The sequence below is a fragment of the Rhodonellum psychrophilum GCM71 = DSM 17998 genome (assembly GCF_000381545.1).
In the GTDB taxonomy this organism is placed as follows: domain Bacteria; phylum Bacteroidota; class Bacteroidia; order Cytophagales; family Cyclobacteriaceae; genus Rhodonellum; species Rhodonellum psychrophilum.
The window spans coordinates 1-22,077 of sequence record NZ_KB906676.1 but is presented as its reverse complement, the minus strand read 5'-3'; the positions used below and the strand labels follow the sequence as shown (position 1 = coordinate 22,077).

20 protein-coding genes are annotated in these 22,077 nt (G+C 38.8%); 1 reads left to right on the top strand and 19 read right to left on the bottom strand.

Annotation, left to right across the window (positions count from 1 at the left end; translation table 11 throughout):
• Window positions 1–7: 7 nt before the first annotated feature.
• The 11 genes from F824_RS0108015 to F824_RS25680 form a co-directional block, all read right to left on the bottom strand.
• Window positions 8–1,285: a hypothetical protein gene (locus tag F824_RS0108015; protein WP_019597356.1), complete on the bottom strand. Its 1,278-nt coding sequence runs from the start codon at window positions 1,283–1,285 to the stop codon at window positions 8–10.
• 4 nt (window positions 1,286–1,289) lie between these two features.
• The gene (locus F824_RS0108010; protein ID WP_019597355.1) at window positions 1,290–3,041 is read right to left on the bottom strand and encodes a GmrSD restriction endonuclease domain-containing protein; all 1,752 of its coding nucleotides are present in this window, start codon (window positions 3,039–3,041) and stop codon (window positions 1,290–1,292) included.
• A 384-nt stretch (window positions 3,042–3,425) separates the two neighbouring features.
• Window positions 3,426–3,788 (bottom strand): hypothetical protein, encoded by a 363-nt coding sequence (locus F824_RS0108000; protein ID WP_019597353.1) that lies wholly within the window; start codon window positions 3,786–3,788, stop codon window positions 3,426–3,428.
• On the bottom strand, window positions 3,789–5,318 hold the full coding sequence (locus tag F824_RS0107995) for a class I SAM-dependent DNA methyltransferase (RefSeq protein WP_019597352.1): 1,530 nt from the start codon (window positions 5,316–5,318) through the stop codon (window positions 3,789–3,791).
• A gap of 10 nt (window positions 5,319–5,328) precedes the next feature.
• Complete coding sequence (locus F824_RS0107990; RefSeq protein ID WP_154654328.1) at window positions 5,329–5,838, bottom strand: hypothetical protein; 510 nt, start codon at window positions 5,836–5,838, stop codon at window positions 5,329–5,331.
• Window positions 5,839–6,030: 192 nt separating this feature from the next.
• Window positions 6,031–6,396, bottom strand: a complete 366-nt coding sequence (locus tag F824_RS0107985) for a hypothetical protein (protein WP_019597350.1) — start codon at window positions 6,394–6,396, stop codon at window positions 6,031–6,033.
• Window positions 6,397–6,398: 2 nt separating this feature from the next.
• On the bottom strand, window positions 6,399–7,838 hold the full coding sequence (locus tag F824_RS0107980; protein WP_161629762.1) for a restriction endonuclease subunit S: 1,440 nt from the start codon (window positions 7,836–7,838) through the stop codon (window positions 6,399–6,401).
• A 20-nt stretch (window positions 7,839–7,858) separates the two neighbouring features.
• Window positions 7,859–9,115, bottom strand: a complete 1,257-nt coding sequence (locus F824_RS0107975; protein ID WP_019597348.1) for a DUF6161 domain-containing protein — start codon at window positions 9,113–9,115, stop codon at window positions 7,859–7,861.
• A 6-nt stretch (window positions 9,116–9,121) separates the two neighbouring features.
• Window positions 9,122–11,920 (bottom strand): type I restriction endonuclease subunit R, encoded by a 2,799-nt coding sequence (locus F824_RS0107970; RefSeq protein WP_019597347.1) that lies wholly within the window; start codon window positions 11,918–11,920, stop codon window positions 9,122–9,124.
• 478 nt (window positions 11,921–12,398) lie between these two features.
• Window positions 12,399–13,130, bottom strand: a complete 732-nt coding sequence (locus F824_RS0107965) for a Cthe_2314 family HEPN domain-containing protein (protein ID WP_019597346.1) — start codon at window positions 13,128–13,130, stop codon at window positions 12,399–12,401.
• Window positions 13,120–14,385, bottom strand: a complete 1,266-nt coding sequence (locus F824_RS25680; RefSeq protein WP_019597345.1) for a tyrosine-type recombinase/integrase — start codon at window positions 14,383–14,385, stop codon at window positions 13,120–13,122. Before F824_RS25680 ends, F824_RS0107965 begins: the two co-directional genes overlap by 11 nt.
• Before the next feature lie 354 nt (window positions 14,386–14,739).
• Between F824_RS25680 and F824_RS0107955 the strand changes: the two genes are divergently transcribed.
• Window positions 14,740–15,237 carry an Arm DNA-binding domain-containing protein gene (locus F824_RS0107955; RefSeq protein ID WP_019597344.1) on the top strand — a complete coding sequence of 166 codons (498 nt, stop codon included), beginning with the start codon at window positions 14,740–14,742 and terminating at the stop codon, window positions 15,235–15,237.
• Window positions 15,238–15,309: 72 nt separating this feature from the next.
• Here F824_RS0107955 and F824_RS0107950 read toward each other — a convergent pair whose 3' ends face one another.
• The 8 genes from F824_RS0107950 to F824_RS25670 all read right to left on the bottom strand — a co-directional run.
• Window positions 15,310–15,642, bottom strand: coding sequence for a hypothetical protein (locus tag F824_RS0107950; RefSeq protein ID WP_154654327.1), 333 nt, complete (start codon window positions 15,640–15,642; stop codon window positions 15,310–15,312).
• 120 nt (window positions 15,643–15,762) lie between these two features.
• Window positions 15,763–16,116, bottom strand: coding sequence for a hypothetical protein (locus F824_RS0107945; RefSeq protein WP_019597342.1), 354 nt, complete (start codon window positions 16,114–16,116; stop codon window positions 15,763–15,765).
• A gap of 10 nt (window positions 16,117–16,126) precedes the next feature.
• Entirely contained in the window at window positions 16,127–17,656 is a 1,530-nt protein-coding gene (locus F824_RS0107940; protein WP_019597341.1) for a class I SAM-dependent DNA methyltransferase, read from the bottom strand.
• Window positions 17,657–17,666: 10 nt separating this feature from the next.
• Window positions 17,667–18,734, bottom strand: a complete 1,068-nt coding sequence (locus tag F824_RS0107935; RefSeq protein WP_019597340.1) for a hypothetical protein — start codon at window positions 18,732–18,734, stop codon at window positions 17,667–17,669.
• Between the two features lie 2 nt (window positions 18,735–18,736).
• Complete coding sequence (locus tag F824_RS26795) at window positions 18,737–20,041, bottom strand: restriction endonuclease subunit S (protein ID WP_019597339.1); 1,305 nt, start codon at window positions 20,039–20,041, stop codon at window positions 18,737–18,739.
• The gene (locus tag F824_RS0107925; protein ID WP_019597338.1) at window positions 20,038–20,457 is read right to left on the bottom strand and encodes a PIN-like domain-containing protein; all 420 of its coding nucleotides are present in this window, start codon (window positions 20,455–20,457) and stop codon (window positions 20,038–20,040) included. Before F824_RS0107925 ends, F824_RS26795 begins: the two co-directional genes overlap by 4 nt.
• Window positions 20,454–21,128 (bottom strand): DUF433 domain-containing protein, encoded by a 675-nt coding sequence (locus F824_RS0107920; protein WP_019597337.1) that lies wholly within the window; start codon window positions 21,126–21,128, stop codon window positions 20,454–20,456. Before F824_RS0107920 ends, F824_RS0107925 begins: the two co-directional genes overlap by 4 nt.
• A gap of 23 nt (window positions 21,129–21,151) precedes the next feature.
• Window positions 21,152–22,077 (bottom strand): type I restriction-modification enzyme R subunit C-terminal domain-containing protein (locus F824_RS25670; protein ID WP_033405201.1); only part of this gene is annotated, 926 nt, incomplete at its 5' end.

The window sequence follows — 22,077 nt, the reverse complement described above, 5'->3', positions numbered from 1 at the left end:
TCAATCTTTATTGAAACTGTGAAGGAACCTCAATACCTAATTTAGAACATATTCCCAAAAAGGATTCTTTTAAATCATCTCTTTCGCTGAACAACTCTTCTAATCTATTCTCCAGGGAAAACGGAGAATAATCACGCCTAAGTACTCCAGAAACGAAATTTACAGATGACTCATCAAATCCTTCAGTTTGAAAATAACTCTTGAAAAGAAATGAATTACTATTTATCCAATTAAAGCTCTTTTCCTCAATGGATGAAAAAAGATAGTCACTTAGACAATCATAAAACCTATTCCTTTTCAAAGGAATATAAGTTTCCTCGTTTAATTCAAAATGCTTTAAAAAACTTATTATAGAAAGGTTCGATTCACCTATCTCATCTTTAGGTATTAGCGAATTTCTTAACAAAGCAGCATAGACTTCTAATGGATTTGAATATTTACTAAGTCTAGTTTTCCAAAAATTACGAACATCTTCTGCAGTCAAACCAAGCCAATTTACAAAATTTGGATTATGCTTCAAATATTCTTGGAGGAAAGACTCTTCATTTTTAATAAAATCAGAAAAAGTTGTAATTAATTGTTGATTTCCGCTTATCAGGAGTTTATCGATATAATCCAATATCTCATTATTTAAAAATAGATACTGATAAGAATCATGGATTACTGCAAATGACCTCATTAAAAAGTCCCGAATATCATCTTTTGGTACTACTGATTCAATTTCATTTATCAGCGGAGTTACATCTTTTCCTTTAGGAGTGAAATTTACATCGTAATGCTTTTGAATCTTTTGAATTAAAGACATTATACCTCCCTCTACGGTGATTTTTCCCAAATTTGACTGAAGGAACGCCCAAAAGACTTCAACGTGAGACTGTAAAATCAAACTACCTTTATTATGAGCACATTCATTCCTTCTATCTTTCCAGTATTTTATTTCATCTCTGAGAGAATTCGGAATTGTGAAAACTGGAGATCTTTGGATAGACTCATCTTGATTTATAACTACTCTTAATTGCGTTAAATCAAAAATAGCAGACTCCCATACATCTTCATTTCTGACTTTTTTCAAATGTGAATCCCATAGTCCTTGGGGAAAAATGATTGGCTTGTCAGCAGTCAAAACTCTATGTTTGAGGCTAGTTGCAAAAGCTAAGTACGATAATAATAAAGAAGCTCTATAGGCTCCCGCTTTATAGCAAACGATTGACTCCACAAAAAGTACTTTTGCATCATCATTAATAGAATTTACAGTTTCTACCCAAAATTCAAATTTCAACTTCATATACTCAATTTTTAATCACAAAATACGCATCACGAATTACCTTGGCTATTAACTTTCTTCGCTCTTCCAGAAAATCCAAATACACCATTTCTTCCCATTCCTCTGGAAGTGCATGCCAGTAATACAATTGTTGCTTTTCTCCGGATTTTAATCTTTCCAGATAGGAAGGAAGATATTCTCTTGGATGCTTTGCCGATATATTGATATTATCACTCCATTCCACCAAAGCATAATTCGCAATCTGATTCCGCACCGTCTGATCTGTAAATCCATTCTTCTCCAACCACGATTTCGGGAATAAATGATGACGTTCCAAAGCTGATTTTTTGCTACGTAAGCCCTCCTGCAACAAATCCGAAGTCTTCAACTTGCTAAATAAGCCTAATGCCCCAAGTACGTACTGAGCAGCATAAAATCCATAAAGAGATGGTGAGGTGGAGGAAGATGTCGCCAAATCTAACGGAAGTCTGATTTCCCAAAAATCATCTGTTAGCTGTGCTTCTATTATGCTCTCCAATATCTGTTTGAATTCAGCAGCTGTTTCAAAACCTCTCAACTTTGCTAAATCAATCTCCATTACTGTTTCAGGAGAGCCAGTGTACCGCTGAGTAATTGAAGACATGAAAAACCATTTCGCTATTAAGTTTTTTAACTCATATAGATCCATTTTAAAATCCTCTCGGCCAATCAAAAAGAAGATGTAAGAATAAAGCAGATTGTTTGAAGAACTGATGTAGTCCTTACGGGCAAATCCGGCCTGTTTGATTGCTTTGATAAATTCATGCCAGTTTACGACATTTAAAACTTTGCTTTGAGCCTCTTGAAGCTTGCCAAATTGCAATGCTCGCCGGTCCGTGCTAAATTCTCCCGTATCCAAGTCTTTCCCTCTTAGAATGCTGTAAACATACTGAAGCCGAGCTCTCCTGAATGCTAGTCCTACTCCAACACGCAACATTTGATCTGGATCTGGATCAATCAAGTAATTAAAGGGCGATGCAGACTCTTTGCTTGGTAGTCGGCAAAGTCTGCAAAATTCTTCCAACCCCCTTCTTCCATCCTCCCAAAACACACTCATAAGCGTAAGAATGAAGTCAGCTTGATTCAATTTCTTTCCTTGCGAATTGATTCGAACGAACACATCTGCAACCTGCTCTTCGTCTATTTCTGAAGAAAGCTCAAGCGCAGAGAATGGATAATTCTCTAGATTTTTAAGGTTATTAAAAGATTTTCTAATCTTTTTGATTTCTTCCTTTTCTAATTCCTTTACCAGGCTTAATCGCTCTATAAACTCATCTGTTATTTCGAATATATCTGCGTCAGGCCTCCATACTTTGGAGATATTTTGGAAGTATCTTGGATTCTTTCTAATAGTGGCATCAGGGATCTCAAACTTCTCTTCTAAAGGATTGAATGAAATAATGATATTTGCCTTCTCGTAATTCTCCCTAATCACTTCCTGTCCTTTAATTACTGCATACAATGATGTTAATCGCTGCTGACCATCGACAATCAATAAGGAAGGGTGTTTCTGTTTAGCTACTGTTCCGATTCCTTTGGTGCCTTCGATATTGGCATTTGCCCAAAACAGAAAGTAACCCACCGGATAGCCTTTGTACATACTGTCAAAAAGATCCCGCACCTTGATGTCCTTCCATACAAATGGACGCTGAATATCTGGAAGACCAATTAATCCCAAATCAATCTGCTGGATCAAGGATGCCAGATTGTAGTTTACTTCTTTAAAAAGTGTTGCCATATCTTAATTTGCTCAATATATATCAAATCTTAATCTCCAGGACCAAGACTTTTTCCACCGTGTTTACAAACAATTGCCTCTTTCTTCAAATACTCCGCACAATAAGGACATCTTTTTGTATCCCCTTTTCGAAAGTTCTTTTCCTGGTCATTATCAGAGGTCAAAAATGACATCAACAGGCCAATTGGACCTAACAATACGCCCATCAAAAACCAGCCTCAACCTCTATTTTGCTTAGCTACTAGCGATCATGGCACTTTCGACCACAAATCCCAACCAAATAAGTAAATATCCCAAATTAGTTTATTTTAAATTGGGATAACTCAACTACCAAAATTCTACCTCCATATTACCTGCCACAGCTTTTCTCTACATATACACCCCCTAAACCAGCCATGATATAACCATAAGAATAAGACCAATTACAGCCAACCAAAAGAAAAATTTTAGGTACCACCTAATATCAGTCATTACCTCGAATTGCCTTTTTTGCTCTTTTATCACGGAGTTAAAGAATTCTTCAGTCGCAGCACCAAGGACCTCGTTTCTCTTTCGAATCTGTTTGGCGGCATTAATTTTTTCAGAATAAGATTCAAGCTGAATATATTTATCCTCATCCGAATAAAGATCTAAGCTCTCTCTTATCCTATCATAAAGGATACCTGCTTCCAATGCCAAGCCCTCGCTAATAAATTCATCTAATTTTTTAAGGGATTTCTCAAATTCATAAATTTCCATTTTAGTCATTTATAGTGTTTTAATTATCCCCCTAAACCCATCCAAAGCAGCCTCCACATCTTCGACGATTTCCAGAGCCAAAACATCAGGATCGGGGAGATTGTCAAGGTCTGCCAAGCTTTTGTCCTTTAGCCAGAAAATATCCAGGTTGGTTTTGTCACGGGCAATGATCTCCTCATAGGTGAACTTGCGCCATCTGCCTTCGAGACCAATTCCATTTTCGGGAGAAAGCTCCGCTGACCAAGTTTCATTTCTTCTGTGTCTATTGCTTGGATTGTAGCAATCAATGAAGTCTTGAAGATCTTCGAGCTGCATGGTTCCCTTTTTCAGGGTGTGATGGATATTGGTTCGGTAGTCGTAAATCCAGACATTCTCCGTCCATGCTTCTCTTGCAGCAGGTTTATTGTCAAAAAACAAGACATTCGCCTTTACTCCATTTGCATAGAATATCCCTGTTGGCAGTCGGAGAATGGTATGGAGGTCTGTTGTTTTGAGAAGTTCTTTCCGAACCGTTTCCCCTGCTCCGCCTTCGAATAGGACGTTATCCGGTAGAACTACTGCTGCTTCCCCGTTCACTTTCAGCAGAGTTCGGATATGCTGAAGGAAGTTCAACTGCTTGTTGGAAGTAGAGGCCCAAAAATCCTGTCTGTTATAGCTCAAATCCTGTCTTTCCTGATCGCCTTCTTCGTTGGTGATGGTCATGCTGCTCTTCTTGCCGAAAGGCGGATTTGCAAGCACATAATCCACCCGGAATCCTTCATCAGCTATAAGCGCATCATTTGGAGAAATGAATGTATTCCCGTCTATCTCTCCAATGTTGTGGAGGAACATATTCATCAGACAGAGTCTGCGGGTTCCAGCCACAATCTCATTGCCTGAGAAGGTTTTGTTTTTGAGGAATGCTTTCTGATCCCGATCCAAATCATGATTTCTGATGATGTGATCGTATGCTGCAAGGAAGAAACCACCGGTACCGCAACTTGGATCATGAATGGACTTCATCGGTTGTGGATCAAGACAGGCTACCATGGCTTTGATCAAGGCACGGGGAGTAAAATACTGCCCTGCACCGGATTTGGTATCGGCAGCGTTCTTTTCCAGCAAACCTTCATAGATATCCCCTTTGATGTCAGCACCAACCATGGTCCACTGCTCTTTACCGATCATATCGATCACCTTCAGCAACTTGGCCGGGTCCTGAATCTTGTTTTGGGACTTGGTAAAGATCTGACCCAAGATTCCCTTTTCGGTTCCCAGCGAGCGAAGCATCTGGGTGTAGAAAGCTTCCAATTCTGCTCCCCGTTTTTTGGACAGCGTTTCCCAGCTACAGAATTCACCATTCGGAATCTCATTGCCTTCAGTATCCTTGATTCTCGGGAATCCGATGTTCTTGTTGTAAGGTGGCTTGGACATCTCATCTGCCATCTTCAAGAAGAGCAAATAGGTAATCTGCTCCAGGTAATCCCCATAGCCTACTCCGTCATCACGCAGTACATTGGCAAAATTCCAGACTTTTGATATTAGGGCAGATTCGGTCATAATTTTAAAATCAATAAATCAAGAATTTTTTTCCTAAATCGTTTTCACTCTTCTCGTAAGCCCAATATTCAATTTTAATAGATATTAGCTTTCTAATTGATTCGAAGTAGCTTTTTTCTGAGTCATTAAGTTTCACAGGACCTACTATGACCAGTTTTTTAATATTTACTCTTGAATCTAAATATGCGTATTCAAACAATTGCCCCAAGGCTTGTCTAAAGTTTAAAAATCCAGATAGGCTTGTCTTTACTTCAAAAATGGAAAATTGATCGTTTTCTAATATGACGAAATCCAAGACTCTTGGACCAATTGTAGTTTTCTCAGCTGAAAGGTTTACCACATTTAAACCTAGAATATCTCTATGATACTTAAACAGGTCTTTTGTAATGTGAGAATGAATTCTCGCCACATTAGTTTCAGAAGCCTCCCTTACTCTCTTAAATTTTTCTTTAAAAAGAATTTCACCTGGCAGGAAATCAAATGATGGGCTTGATATTAACCCCATCCCAAGATTTCCCAAATCTTCTGTGGAAAGTTTGAAAGGCTGGAACCTTCTAAACTTTGACTTATGGATATTGATAAAAGGAGAAAAAATCAATTCGGGATAGATTTTAGCATTTTCTGGCTTAAATCGAACATTAAATCCTAGGCCTTCCTCTTGAAGTACACGATAGTCCGCTCCTACTTCTTTATGTTGTTCATGTTTGGATTTTTATTCCTTTTTCTGCATGTTCTTCGGCTTCTTTGGTTCAGGAATTATTTCCACTTGAGCCAATTCCCCAACCAAATACCTAACCTTGGTTTCCCCATGTATTGTGAAAAGAATAATCTTGTCAATAAATAAATCCTCATAGGGCATCCCATCAACGCCACGGATATAACCGTACTGATATCCTTCATGATAAAAATCCGGATTTAAAAACCACTCTTCGTGACCAAATCCAAATTGCTGTTCATAGGCAACAGAAGTATTTCCCTGCTTACTCTTAGACCATTTATGTCCTTGAGGCTTCTGCCAATTGAATTTATTCCAGGTCAATCGCATCAAACGAGCAGCGATTTGTTTTTCTTTAGCCATAGTTATTTCTTCCTTTCACTCTTAATCCTCTCAAACAACTTCTCCGCAGGTTCCCAATCAGCCTCCTTGCGACAAGCTTCAAGTTCTGCTTCAGTGAGCAGCTTTCCCTCAAATGCCTTTTTCAAAATACTCTGCCGCAAAGCTTCTGCTTTTTGCAGACTGGTCCGAATGGTCTCAGCCATCTTATCCGCTACTGAAAGCCGGGATTCTATTTCTTGGACGATTTGGATTTGTTCACTCGGCGAGCAAATTGGGAAACTCAAATTCTCAACATCACCTACCCTTAAATGCTTGACACCTGTTCCAATGGCACTTTTATCCATTCTTTCTTGAAAAAGAGGATCTTGGATTGCATAATAGAGATATCTTTTTTCCAAAAAATCATTAAAAACTCTAAAAAGCATCATTCTCTGTCCGAGACATACCTGCGTATTTTCAGGTATTATTGCAATTTCTCCCATTGGAGCTTCTCTTGTAAACAAGAGATCACCTGATTCGGGAACACATCTTCTTGACCAATAATCAAATGTTTTCTGGGAAACGAACCTAATACCAGATAACAAATTCAATCTGCCATTCTTAACGTTTGTGGTTCTTATTAAAAAAACACCATCCTTTTCATAAGGTGCAGTCTTATTGTGGCAATCAACGACTAGATTAGAGGACTCCAAAATTGTAGTCCAAGTCCAGCTAGGGGGTAATTCTTTGAACTCGGAAAAAGTTGATTTTACCTTATTTAGCTTACTTTTCAATCTTTTTGCTTCTGAATTACCTTTTATTGTTTCTATATCAATCCATTTTTTCTGTTCAATTTTAATTTGACCTATAATTTCTTCACCAGAAATAGATGAATTAGTTTTTCTCCACTCCTCAGTAAATCCCCCCTCAAACGCCTTTTTCAGCACGGCTTGGCGGTAGATTTCGAGTTTCGCTTGAGCGGAATTGAGGTTGGAGATGGAGTGATCCAGTTCGCTAAACAGTTCCTCGATCCGGGCGACTATGGCCCGCTGTTCGGGGAGGGGGGCTATAACAATTGGAAGATTTTTAAGAATTGTCTGACTAATATTTGGTTGAGCTCCACCTGCCCCTTTTTCTACAAGTTTTCTTCTATTATGAAAAAGGAAGTAGTATAGGAATTTTGATTCAATTCCTTCATTCTTGAAAATCCCACATACCGCTTGATTAGTCGCCGCATTTATTCCAAGGAATGCAAGTTTTCCAATAGTTGCACCATAAAGAGCAATAAGTAAAGTCCCTTTTGGGAAGATTTTTGCACTTGAGTTTTTGACTGCCTCCTCGGAAATATGCTCCTCTGTTTCTAGAATAGTATTCTGGTTCAATTCACCTGATTTAACCCATGGAATTGAACCTGTATAGTAATTAGAATTACTTCTGCTAGGAGTACCTCCACTAGTGGTTTTAAGAACTTCTCCTAACTTCAATTCAATCCAATATTTATTCATTATTTTCCGCTTGCTACTATTTTGTCAAAAATATTTCCCGGCATGGTAGGAGAACCATCGTCTTTCAAAAGCCCTGTATCCGCTCTACTGAAAAGGGATTGCATGATCAAATGTCTCTCGGTCGGATCAATAGCCTTTTCCTTCTGCATTGCTAAAAACACAAATGTCAATTGTTCTCTTTCTTCTGCATCACGTACTAAGTGAAAAGTACTAAAGGTCATCTTAGATAAAGTTTTTATTAGAAATGCTAAAAATGAAACCAGAGTAATAAATGTTATCGAATATTTAATGGCAGTAGCAGTGTCATCAAAAATTTCTTTCATGGTACCATCTGCTAGGAGTTGCAAGGCATAAATAAATATTCCAACTCCACCTAATATGGACAAAATTAAACCTCCTAACCAAAGGTATCCCTCCTTCCTTAATTTTGTTGCTCTTAAATTCCAGTATTGAGCAGGTGCTTCAAGTTTCAGTTTTTCACGATACAGAACTTCAAGATCCTTAATTTGATCTAGAGCTTCCTTATTAAAAGTTTTTAGATCATTTTGAACACTAGTATACCATTCACTAAAAACCTGTTCCTTTTCTTCTTTGAGTTTGGTGATTTCATCTGAGTGTAAATCAAATACTTCTTTTGATGATTTTAAGTGAGACACTAATTCGAGCTGGGTTTCCGAAATAATATCATCGTAATGATTTCTAAGTCGAGTTAAAGTTGCTTTCTCGAGGTCAAAACGTTTTGTTATTTTTGATTCGTCATCTTTTATGTGAAACTCATATGCCAGAATTGAACCTATAAAATAATCTCTTTGCCTTATTCTATTTTGATCTATGTTGTCCAAAACAAATGCTAACGCACCATCATAATACTTAGCATTTGCATTAAAAAGATTTATTAAAAACCTCGTTTCTAGCATCTCTATCAAAAACCATGGCTGCCTATTAAGATTTCGTGCTTCTCTATCCCAATAATGAATTGGAGAATTATTTGCTTTCAATTTTGTTTGTACAAACTCCTCAACCTTTTTAATTAAAATTTCAATCTGATTCTTTGATTCCTGTATTTCTGAAGGCAAACTTTCTGGAATACCTGCATATCCTTTTTTTTGTTCTAAAAGAAACTCAAAAAAAGAAGCCATTCCTTTTGAGGTTTTTGGACTGTCAGAGTTAATAATTGGAATTGATATTTCAATATTTTTGAAATGATCAACTTCAATAGATTCAGAAATTATAACTCTTATTTCTTTTAATGTCATGAAAAATTAAGCTGATAAAGCTTCGTTTAAGTTAATAATTACCTGTTCCATATCCGTACCAAATAGCTTCCACATTCTTCCTCTTCCACCTTGGGAATCAAACGGGGTAAAGTCCAAATCTTCCATTTCCAAGTGGAAACTGGTTGCCATATGATCTTTGATCATTCGGAGCCAAGCCATTTGATCTTCAGTAAATTTGTTGTGCTGTCCGGCATTCTGTCGGAAGATCCATTTTTGAAAATTCTCATTGACCGTTCTATCATAAGGAGTCAGCTGTTGATCGATTCCTGATACTTTACGGATCAGAGAAACCAAGGCTACCAATTCATTCTTGGGACTGTTCTCCTTGACTTGACTCAACTGTTTGTACGCTTCCCAGACATAGTTTGGGACAAGGGTTGGTCTTTCCAGTTTCAGAGTCTCCATCACCTCCTGAATCATCTTGAAAGTCAGTTCACGTCTTCGGTAAGGCTGATCATAGAAGATGCTGAGCGCAATGATTTCATCCTTGTGCTCCTCGATGTAGGTGGTAAAGTCCTGAATTACTTGCTGAGCCTTTTCAGTGGTGAACGTGTCCCATTCAGATTTGGTGACCTTATCCTGATTGACTGTATCGATGATCTGATCATGGGCTTTTCGGACATTCTCCACGTACTCATTCAATTCTCCGGTAAAAACTTTGGCAGCAGAAGATCGAAGTTTTTCGATTTCCTCAGCGATTGATTTTGATATTTCATCAGGTGCATCACCAAGTTTTTCATTTCGAACCTGCGCTTCGATGCTTTCGATGACATCCGGATTGTAGGCATTCAAGAGTTCTTTGACGACTGTCTGCATGCTTTTGCCTTCCGTTAGGGCTGAGAATTTCGCCTTTTCCGGTTCGGTCAGTTGCTTGTCCAGTCTGAGCAGACGGTTTGCCAGGGAAAGAAACAAATCCTCATCCTGAGCGCCCATTTTCACAGCGCCTAACAAGTCTTTTAGCGGAATAGTGGGTTGGCGTTCCAGAGGTCTGCTATCCGTCTTTTTGGACTTGATCGCCCCGATTGCATCCACTATTACAAAGTGGGTTTTGGTATGTTTTGCTGTTCGGGAGACCTTTAGCAAATCATCAAAATTGATGGTTCGGGTTCCCCGGCCTTTCATCTGCTCGAAGTAATTGGCACTTTTCACGTCCCGCATAAAGAGCAAGACTTCCAAAGGCTTCACATCCGTACCTGTTGCAATCATATCGACAGTCACTGTAATTCGAGGCGCCCAGGAGTTTCGAAAGCGATTTAAAACAGACTTTGGGTCTTCCTCTATCTTATAGGTAACCTTCTTGCAGAAGTCGTTTCCTTCGTTGAATTCCTCCCGAATGATTTGAATGATATCGTCTGCATGGCTGTCTGTCTTGGCAAAAACCAGCGTCTTGGGTACTTCAAATTCCCCAGCTTCATCAATCCGATCGGGGAAAATAGTCGGAAGTGCTTCCTTGAAGGCACGGATGATATTTCGTATTTGGCTGGGATTGACTACATCCTTATCCAGTTGATTAGCGGTGTAATCCAAGTCTGAGTCCAGCTGTTCCCATCTTTTCTTTCGGGATAGCTTTTCTCTTTTGTCCACAAACTCCTTAGCCTTGATTTTGGCACCAGCTTGTGTAATCTCAGTTTCGATTGTGTAAACGTCATAGGGAACATTTACCCCATCCAAAACAGATTCTTCATAAGTGTATTCGCTGACGACGTTTTCATTGAAAAACCCAAAGGTTCGCTTATCCGGTGTGGCCGTGAGCCCGATCAGGAAGGCATCGTAATAGTCCAAAACCTGTTTCCAAAGGTTGTAGATGGAGCGGTGGCATTCGTCAATGATGATGAAATCAAACTGTTCGATTGGGTTTTTAGGATTGTAGGCGACTGGCAAAGGGTCTTTTTTCTGCCAGCTCCAGGAAGATTCATTCGGGTTTTCCTCCTCTGCCGAGTCTTCTAATTCCTTGCCTTGCAGCAGGGCATACAATCGCTGAATGGTGGAAATACAAACCTGACTATCCGAAGCAATGTAGCTCGAACTCAATCGCTGTACGTTGTACAGCTCTGTGAATTTCCGGTTGTCGTCTGTGGGTTGATATTTCAGAAATTCCTGTTCGGCCTGCTCTCCCAGGTTTCTGGTATCTACCAAAAACAGGATTCGTTTGGCCTTTGCAAACTTGAGAAGCCGATATACAAACGTGCAAGCCGTGAATGTCTTTCCTGCGCCTGTAGCCATTTGAATCAAGGCTTTCGGTCGATTGTCTTTGAAGGACACTTCCAGGTTTTTGATGGCCATCTTTTGGGCAGGTCGTAAGCCGTATTCATCCAAAACGGGAATCTCTCTCAGCCTTGCCCGAACGGTGTCAACTTCCTTTATCCATTCTCCCAAGGTTTCGGGTTTGTGGAAATGAAAAACAGGCCTTGATCTTGGTTTGGGATCTCTGTAGTCAGTGAACCGGGTGAGTGTACCCGTGCTTTCATAGACGAATGGCAATGGACCATTTTGAAGGTATTTGAGCTTGCTGCTTGCATATTCTCTGGACTGATCCTCCACCGTAGTCAGTCTCTCTCCTTCTTCCTCTCGTTTAGCTTCAATCACTCCGACAGGTTTTCGGTCAAGAAACAACACATAATCAGCCGGACCAACAGTTGTTTGATATTCCCGTACAGCAATTCCCCTAGCGGCGGATAAGTTAACCTCGGATTTGGATTGAATCAACCATCCTGCTGCCATTAGCATGCTATCGATCAGGTCTCTTGCAAGTTGTTCCGGGTTTTGGTTTGTAGTGGGCGTCATTAAAAAGTGCTGGTTCGAGTTTCAAATTAGAAATTTAATTTGAAATAAAAAAAAAGATAATTACTTGGAGTCCTATTTATCAATGATTTTCGATTAGTTCCTGCATTCGTAACGGTTTTCTTACTGGCATCAACAGCCATAATACCTGTTTTTTGGAAGGACATTTAATGGCTTGGGTTAAAAATCAAATTGGGAATTGAGTGGGTGCAGTGAAACAATTGAGTGGGTGTGGCTAAACAGCCCTTCTAAAATAGGGACTTAATAAATTAGATGGCTAACATTGGGGTGGAATATTTACTGGAAATGAAAATTACAATGCTCAGATAGTTAAAAAGGCTGTTTTTATCAAACAGGGTTTTTCAAACCAAAAATGGAATGTGTAGTTTAGACAAGTTTTGAATAGCCCTTGAAGTAAAAAAATGTTAGCATTTGTTAGCATCCAGGGATAGTAAAGTTAAAGGAATATTTTTTTGGGTGATTATTGCTTGATTGGCAAAGATTTTAAAAACAGATATACATGATTAAAAACTTTCTCTTCCCAATCAACAAATAGACCATGTCTGTGTAATTTTAGTTTATCTATTTTAATCTTGGATCCTGCTAAACTTCCTTTTAGGCTTTCATCCAACCCACCCTTAGAATTATACGAATGCTTAATAATGAAGTAAACTCCATTTATTCCGTCATAATCGGAATCCAAATAATCGCCTTGATGAGTAAAATAGTTTCGAACCTCAAATAGGCTTTCAAACTCCTTATAGAAATTTTCGATTATTTCATAAGACTTTGATGTTTTAAAGCTTACATTTTTTTCCACCAAAAACCATTTAAGCTTCTTTTCAGGCAATCCAATTTGATAGGCTTTATTTATAATTTGAACCATCGTATCTCTAACAACAAAAATTTTATTTAGGGTCATCTCGGTAAAGAGCCGGATAGTATCTAAATCTGAAACTTCATCTTTACTCAACCAGTGTTGTGGTTCATATTGAATAAATAGATTTGATATTTTTGTAAGGTCTTCCAAATGGTTCACTAGCCTAGTAAGAAAATTAAATTCATCTAGGGTTTGAGCATCATCTTCAGGCAATATCTCTTCCCCCTTTTTACCATTTTCCAAAAAACAATCAATCTCTCTATTTAAAATAATACTTGCTCGTTCAAAACACTCCTTGTAATAAGGATTGTCGAGGATTTCATCAATTCCCATTTTCTGAAAAATATTTTAAAAACAATTTTGCATTATCATCCCTATCCTTTGGCTTGTTGATGTATTGAAGGAAGGTGCTTTCCTTGGAATGCCCTGTGACCCCCATAATTACCGTTGTAGGAATTATTTTGTAGTAATTGGTACAAAAAGACCTCCGGCACCCATGGGAAACGATTAACTCATGCTTAGGAAATTTTCCAAGAACCTTCCGACCAGTTTCAGGATCCATTTTTTTCCCCTCGGTCAATTCATTTAAGCCTGCTTCTTTGCACAAATCTTTAATGTAGTCGTTAAAATTCTGAAGAGAGATACTTTCAGGAAACCCTTTATCCAATACTCTTTTAGCTCTTGGTGTAATTGGAATTGAGACATGTTTTTTCCCTTTTTTCTGAAACACATCCACAAACGCACCATCTTGGGTATGCCGAAAATCATTTGGCCGAATCTCTATCAAATCCTCACCCCTTTGTCCTATTTCACAACCCAACAACAGCCATTTTCTGGCATTGATCAATGCTTCTCGCTTCAATTCTGCTTTTTCAATTTGGTCCAACTCATTAAATGATAGCGTTACAATATATCGATCCTCATTGGATTCAGTGAATGTTTCAATCTTCAAAGCATTTGTATGTATGGTTACACCTAACTTTTCTGCATCCCTTGAAATGCTTTTGAGGAAAGCCATTTGTTTTCCTGCATGATTGACTGAATACCCCTTCTTTTTTAGCAGCCAGTTCTTGAAATTCTCTACCAATTCTGGTGACAAATCAATGAATCGCAATGGCTTTTTAATAACCACTTCAAACCCTTCGATGATATTCTTGAAGGTTTGATAGTTTTTTACAGTGTTTGCAGCGAGACCGATTTTGCTTTTCCCCTGAATCTTTCGGGTATCAGCATGATCAATGATGTACTGTATCTGATACGTCACCAATGAATTGTCGGTCTTTTCTTCTCTATTGAAACATCCATTAGTTTTCTTTTCTAGGAAATCCGTATTGATTTCTATTCCATTCGCCTGCGCATCATTTATACATTCAAGCAAGTGCTTCTCTAGTGCTTTCAGATTAGTGGCAATTTTCTTATTGGCTTCATCATTTTGTTTAGGGAATCCTTTCGCTTTACTCCAGCTCGAAGGATGAATTGAAAAACCTGTTCTTATTCTAAAAAATGAACCTCTCCCCATTGAAAGGTAAAAGTAAATTGGAACAGCCTTGTTTGCTTCGCTCCTGAGCTGAAATTTGATTGTCGCCATTTCAATGATGTTTGCCAAATTTATATATTTGGCAAACCATTGGCAAACATTTAGTGGATTTCTTTAAATAACATGATACTACATACTATAAGTTTAACTTTCAAAAAGTGGTCATTATAGTCTATTTGGCCACTTTTATAGCAATATTTGTACAATAGGACAAGAATTCAAAAATCATGAAATCCAACATGTTCGACTCCGGCTCTGGGTACACAAATGATCAAAAAAGGGCTTTACTTAACTGTATGGCCCTTTTTTGTTGCAAAAATGTTCGGCAACAAATATTGCCCCTTTAGCTGGAAACGCACTTTTTGAAATTTTTAATTTCCAAACTCAACACTTTGTTCGGCAGATATGAAGGCAAAAAAGCAAATCGCAAAACTTTACGCTTACAAAAAAAACACAACCAAAGAAGGTTTAACGGGGCTTTATATTGCGGTTAGCTTCAATCGAAAGACAAAATACCTCCCCTTAAAAATCTATTGGCCGGCATCACATTTTGATTTTGAAAAGCAACAAATTATTAAGCGATCCGGCAGGGATAAGGAATATTCTGATAACATGTTGATAATTACCCAGGCCATTGGGATCTGCAATGAGATTTTTGTACAGTATAGGCTCCGGGATCAGGAAATATCAATGGAAACCTTTTTGGAGGAATATTATCAATTCAACCTGAAAAAGGATTACATCACTTATATGGAATCCATTATTGAAAAGCGATATCGGAAAAAAGATATTTCTGAAACAACTAAAAAAAATCATACCAACACCCTTAAGAAGATCAAAAGTTTTCATCCCAAATTACTTCCGTTTTCTGCGGTGAATGTAAAGGTTGCTGCGATTTTTTAACAAGGTCGCTTAATTTACTTGGTGAAATCAACTAAAACCTCATCTTCATAAAAGGCCTTAATATTGACATTATTAAATCCTAAGGCCTTTGCCCATTTTCCAGTAGGTGTTAAAAAAGCCCTCGTTTCTCTTGTTTCGGTTTTTTAAGTTTTCTTTGAAAACTTTTAAATTAGTAGACATGTTATCTTCAATATCTTGAAACTCCTCACCAGCGTGCCTACTACCTTTAATGATAGTAATTGGAACCACATTGTTTATTTCGTTAAATATTTTTTCAAATGCTTCAAAACCATAGCCATTTCTTTGATAATTGGGATGAAAAATTTTGACAACACTTACTAATTCCCCGTACTTATTTCCAAATCCTTCTACAGTTCCAATATCCTCTTTTTGACCATTTGTCAATTGGTAACATTTGGTTAAATCGGTGGTTTCAGAATCAGGAATCCAAGAATTGGGATAACTCAACTACCAAAATTCTACCTCCATATTACATGCCACAGCTTTTCTCTACATATACATCCCCTAAACCAGCCATGATATAACCATAAGAATAAGTCCAATTACAGCCAACCAAAAGAAAAATTTTAGGTACCACCTAATATCAGTCATTACCTCAAATTGCCTTTTTTGCTCTTTTATCACGGAGTTAAAGAATTCTTCAGTCGCAGCACCAAGGACCTCGTTTCTCCTTCGGATCTGTTTGGCGTCATTAATTTTTTCAGAATACGATTCAAGCTGAATATATTTATCCTCATCCGAATAAAGATCTAAGCTCTCTCTTATCCTATCATAAAGGATCCCTGCTTCCAATGCCAAGCCCTCGCTAATAAATTCCTCTAATTTTTTGAGGGATTTCTCAAATTCAAAATTTTCCATTTTATGTCATTTATAGTGTTTTAATGACCCCCCTAAACCCATCCAAAGCAGCCTCCACATCTTCGATGATTTCCAGAGCCAAAACATCAGGATCGGGGAGATTGTCAAGGTCTGCCAAGCTTTTATCTTTTAGCCAGAAAATATCCAGGTTGGTTTTGTCACGGGCAATGATCTCCTCATAGGTGAACTTGCGCCATCTGCCTTCGGGTCCGGTTCCATTCTCGGGAGCAAGTTCCGCTGACCAGGTTTCATTTCTTCTATGTCTGTTGCTTGGATTGTAGCAGTCAATGAAGTCTTGAAGATCTTCGAGCTGCATGGTTCCCTTTTTCAGGGTGTGATGGATATTGGTTCGGTAATCGTAAATCCAGACATTCTCCGTCCATGCTTCTCTTGCAGCAGGTTTATTGTCAAAAAACAACACATTCGCCTTTACTCCATTTGCATAGAATATCCCTGTAGGCAGTCGGAGAATGGTATGGAGATCAGTTGTCTTGAGAAGTTCCTTCCGAACTGTCTCCCCTGCTCCGCCTTCGAATAGCACGTTATCCGGTAGAACAACTGCTGCCTCCCCGTTCACTTTCAGCAGAGTTCGGATATGCTGAAGGAAGTTCAATTGCTTGTTCGAAGTAGAGGCCCAAAAATCCTGTCTGTTATAGCTCAGATCCTGTCTTTCCTGATCGCCTTCTTCATTGGTAATGGTCATGCTGCTCTTCTTGCCGAAAGGCGGATTTGCAAGCACGTAATCCACCCGGAATCCTTCATCGGCTATTAGCGCATCATTTGGGGAAATGAATGTATTGCCGTCAATCTCTCCAATATTGTGGAGGAACATATTCATCAGACAGAGTCTGCGGGTTCCGGCCACAATCTCATTCCCGGAAAAGGTTTTGTTTTTGAGGAATACCTTCTGATCCCGATCCAAATCATGGTTTCTGATGATGTGATCGTAGGCGGCAAGGAAGAATCCTCCAGTTCCGCAACTTGGATCATGGACGGACTTCATCGGTTGGGGATCCAGGCAGGCTACCATGGCTTTGATCAAAGCACGGGGAGTAAAATACTGCCCTGCACCGGACTTGGTATCGGCAGCGTTCTTTTCCAGCAAACCTTCGTAGATGTCGCCTTTGATGTCTGCCCCCACCATAGTCCATTGCTCTTTGCCGATCATATCAATCACCTTGAGCAACTTGGCCGGGTCCTGAATTTTGTTTTGGGACTTGGTGAAGATCTGACCCAAGATTCCCTTTTCGGTTCCCAGCGAGCGAAGCATCTGGGTATAGAACGCTTCCAATTCCGCTCCTCGTTTTTTGGAGAGCGTTTCCCAGCTACAGAATTCACCATTCGGAATCTCATTTCCTTCAGTATCCTTGATTCTCGGGAATCCGATATTCTTATTGTAAGGTGGCTTGGACATTTCGTCGGCCATCTTGAGGAAAAGCAAATAGGTAATCTGCTCCAGGTAATCCCCGTAGCCTACTCCGTCATCACGGAGTACGTTGGCAAAATTCCAGACTTTCGATATTAGAGCAGATTCGGTCATAATTTTAAAATCAATAAATCAAGAATTTTTTTCCTAAATCGTTTTCACTTTTCTCGTAAGCCCAATATTCAATTTTAATAGATATTAGCTTTCTAATAGATTCGAAGTAGCTTTTTTCTGAGTCATTAAGTTTCACAGGACCTACTATGACCAGTTTTTTAATATTTACTCTTGAATCTAAATATGCGTATTCAAACAATTGCCCCAAGGCTTGTCTAAAGTTTAAAAATCCAGATAGGCTTGTCTTTACTTCAAAAATGGAAAATTGATCGTTTTCTAATATGACGAAATCCAAGACTCTTGGACCAATTGTGGTTTTCTCAGCTGAAAGGTTTACCACATTTAAACCTAGAATATCTCTATGATACTTAAACAGATCTTTTGTAATGTGAGAATGAATTCTCGATACATTAGTTTCAGAAGCTTCCCTTACTCTCTTAAATTTTTCCTTAAAGAGAATTTCACCTGGCAGGAAATCAAATGATGGGCTTGCTATTAACCCCATCCCAAGATTTCCCAAATCTTCTGTGGAAAGTTTGAAAGGTTGGAACCTTCTAAACTTTGACTTATGGATATTGATAAAAGGAGAAAAAATCAATTCGGGATAGATATTAGCATTTTCTGGCTTAAATCGAACATTAAATCCCAAGCCTTCCTCTTCAAGTACACGATAGTCCGCTCCTACTTCTTTAAGTTGATCAACAATGGATTTTAATTCCTTTTTAAAAAACTTCTTCGCCTTCTTTGGTTCAGGAATTATTTCCACTTGAGCCAATTCCCCAACCAAATACCTAACCTTGGTTTCCCCATGTATTGTGAAAAGAATAACCTTGTCAATAAATAAATCCTCATAGGGCATCCCATCAACGCCACGGATATAACCGTACTGATATCCTTCATGATAAAAATCCGGATTTAAAAACCACTCTTCGTGGCCAAATCCAAATTGCTGTTCATAGGCAACAGAAGTATTTCCTTGCTTACTTTTAGACCATTTATGTCCTTGAGGCTTCTGCCAATTGAATTTATTCCAGGTCAATCGCATCAAACGAGCAGCGATTTGTTTTTCTTTAGCCATAGTTATTTCTTCTTTTCACTTTTAATCCTCTCCAACAGCTTCTCCGCTGGTTCCCAATCCGCTTCCTTGCGACAAGCTTCCAACTCAGCTTCCGTAAGCAACTTACCTTCAAATGCTTTTTTCAAAATACTTTGCCGCAGGGCTTCGGCTTTTTGTAGACTGGTATGGATGGTCTCAGCCATCTTATCCGCTACCGAAAGCCGGGATTCAATTTCTTGGACGATTTGGGTTTGTACGTCTATCCCACAAAAAGGGACTAGTGTCTCTCTTATCGATTTCATTCCAACATTACCTTGTCCAACATTTCCTGTTTCCGATCCAAAAAATTGATCTTTGAAAAAGTCAGTCCAGGAAAAATAGAGAAAGAATTTTGGATAATATTTCTCACCAAACCTTAATGCAGCCACTCTTTGGTTCAATAATAAATTATGGCCTTCAACAAAAGCTGTAAATCCATAATCCCTCTTTTTCCGAGTTCCGGTCAAAGTTATTAGAACATCGCCTTTTAGAATTTGGGCTTTTGAAAGTGTCTTTGAATCCAACTTATCTAAGAATATTGGAGATTCATTTAATCTAATTACTCCGGGCCTAATATTCCCTATTCTTATTACTTGATATTTGAATCGTTCCTTTTTAAAATCTCCACTTTTAAAGGCAAATCCACCAATTGCATCACTTACCTCTTCTAATCGCACAAAATTTTCTTGGGGATTGGATTTGGAATATCCCCCCTCAAATGCCTTTTTCAGCACTGCTTGGCGGTAGATTTCGAGTTTGGCTTGGGCGGATTTGAGGTTTGAGATGGAGTGATCCAGTTCGCTAAACAGTTCCTCGATCTGGGCGACTATGGCCCGCTGTTCGGGAAGGGGGGCGATATGAAACAGGATGGTGTTAAACTTTCCTTTGTTTACAATCGGCACAGTCGTAGCCGAGGATAGCTTATCTAATTGGTTTTTAAACTTAGGAGATTGTGCTTGGTAAAATGTAAATGATGAGTCAATGCCGGTTAAGGGCTTAATTGCATTTATCTGTTGATTAAATGCTACTTGATTTTTGGAAAGACCGACCCTTCCAAGATTACCAATACATGTTACTAAAATCGAACCTTTTGGCAAAAGCCTAGATCTCTTGGCTCCTTTTTCACTTAAGAACTCTACTGCCTTCGAAATTGGTCTATTTGTGACTTCAGGTGGTTTCACAAAAGGAATCTTACCTCCATAATTTTGAGGATCATTTTTGGGTGGAGTATTCCCAGTAACAGTTTCGAAAATTTCTCCCAATTCAACTTCAATCCAATTTGCTCTCATAAGGCTACTTTTCGAATTTTCCCATTATATAATATGTCGTATCCGAATGGCTTTTTCTCATTTACTGCGATTTTGGATATTTCGGGCCATGCTTTAGCAAGGATTTCAACCATTTCCCAAATGGTAAGCTGGAGCTTTTTATTTTTTCCTTTCAGGAAAAATATCCCAAGGTTGCTTTTTCTAAAAAGTTCGATTTCATGCCTCCGCTTAGCGATATGGATATCCTGGGTAATCATGCATGCATTCAAAGCAGCAATTTTGGGCATCCACTCGTGATCCTTCTCGCTATAAGCAGAAAATTCAGGCCAATGAATTACCTCTATTGGAACTCCTGATTTGAGACTTTCGGGCGCCTGAAGAATATTGAAGCCTTTTGCCAGATGAGGAGGGATGTTTTCATCCGTAAAAATAATCATGCTACCTGCTTACAATAATTGATAGCATCCTCAGCTTCTTTCTCCGTGATTTGATAAATATACGATATGTAATTCAGCGGATCTCCTGCTTTAAAATGTCCGTAAATCGTTTCCGGATAAATATTTTTTCCTTCTATGATGGGATGACCAAATTTTCGAAGTGGATCAATTACAATAGAATGATCCTTCCCCATCGGCCAGAGTTTGGAAACTACTTCACCATCAAACTCTAACTTCTTAAAGAAAAACTTAATAATATTTAAGTTGAATTGATTCGATCCATTCAATGAAACCAGATTCTCTCCATTTTTCCAAAAGATCGTCGTGCCATCCGTATTAATTTCCTCAAGCACTTCCTTTTGTGCAAATGGAAATGGTGTAAGATAGATTTCAGAAAGTCTTTGATGAGCTTTCAAAACATCAGAGGTTTTTACTCCTTTCTCTGCGAGCTGAATCATAATATAAAGCTCTACCACAGTATGAAAACTAACTGCTCTTGAGCCATCTCTTTCCCAAGAATATTGGAGCTGGAATTCTTTACCCAACTTCCCATCCCAATAGGTGCATACCCAACGATGTACCTTAGCATAAGGTAGATGAAGGATAGTCGCCACATCCTTAAGGGTATAAATCCCTTTTCCTATTTCTGGTTTATTTTCGAATGCAATCATGGTTTAAGTTGTAAAAGTAACAGTTATGATGCCAGATTAATATTCATTTCATCAATAATTGAGAACATATCTGTCCCAAAAAGATTCCACATTTTTCCTCTTCCTCCCTGAGAATCAAATGGGGTAAAGTCGAGATCTTCCATTTCCAAGTGGAAACTGGTTGCCATATGATCTTTGATCATCCGGAGCCAGGACATTTGGTCCTCGGTGAATTTGTTGTGCTGTCCGGCATTCTGTCGGAAAATCCATTTTTGGAAATTCTCATTGACGGTCCTGTCATAAGGAATCAGCTGTTGATCAATTCCTGATACTTTCCGGATCAGAGAAACCAAGGAGACCAGTTCGTTCTTGGGACTGTTTTCTTTGACTTGATCCAGCTGTTTGTACGCTTCCCAGACATAGTTTGGGGCGAGGGTTGGTCTTTCCAGTTTCAGCGTTTCCATCACCTCCTGAATCATCTTGAAGGTCAGTTCACGTATTCGATAAGGCTGATCATAGAATATGCTGAGCGCAATGATTTCATCCTTATGTTGCTCGATGTATGTGGTAAAGTCCTGGATTACTTGCTGGGCTTTTTCAGTGGTGAACCTGTCCCATTCAGATTTGGTGACGGTATCCTGATTGACCGTATCGATGATCTGATCATGGGCTTTTCGGACATTCTCCACGTACTCATTCAGTTCTCCGGTAAAAACTTTGGCTGCAGAAGTTCGAAGTTTCTCGATTTCCTCAGCGATTGATTTTGATATTTCATCAGGTGCATCACCAAGTTTTTCATTTCGAACCTGTGTTTCAATGCCCTCAATTACATCCGGATTGTAGGCATTCAGGAGGTCTTTGACGACTGTCTGCAAGCTTTTGCCTTCCGTTAGGGCTGAGAATTTCGCCTTTTCCGGTTCGGTCAGTTGCTTGTCCAGTCTGAGCAGACGGTTTGCCAGGGAAAGAAACA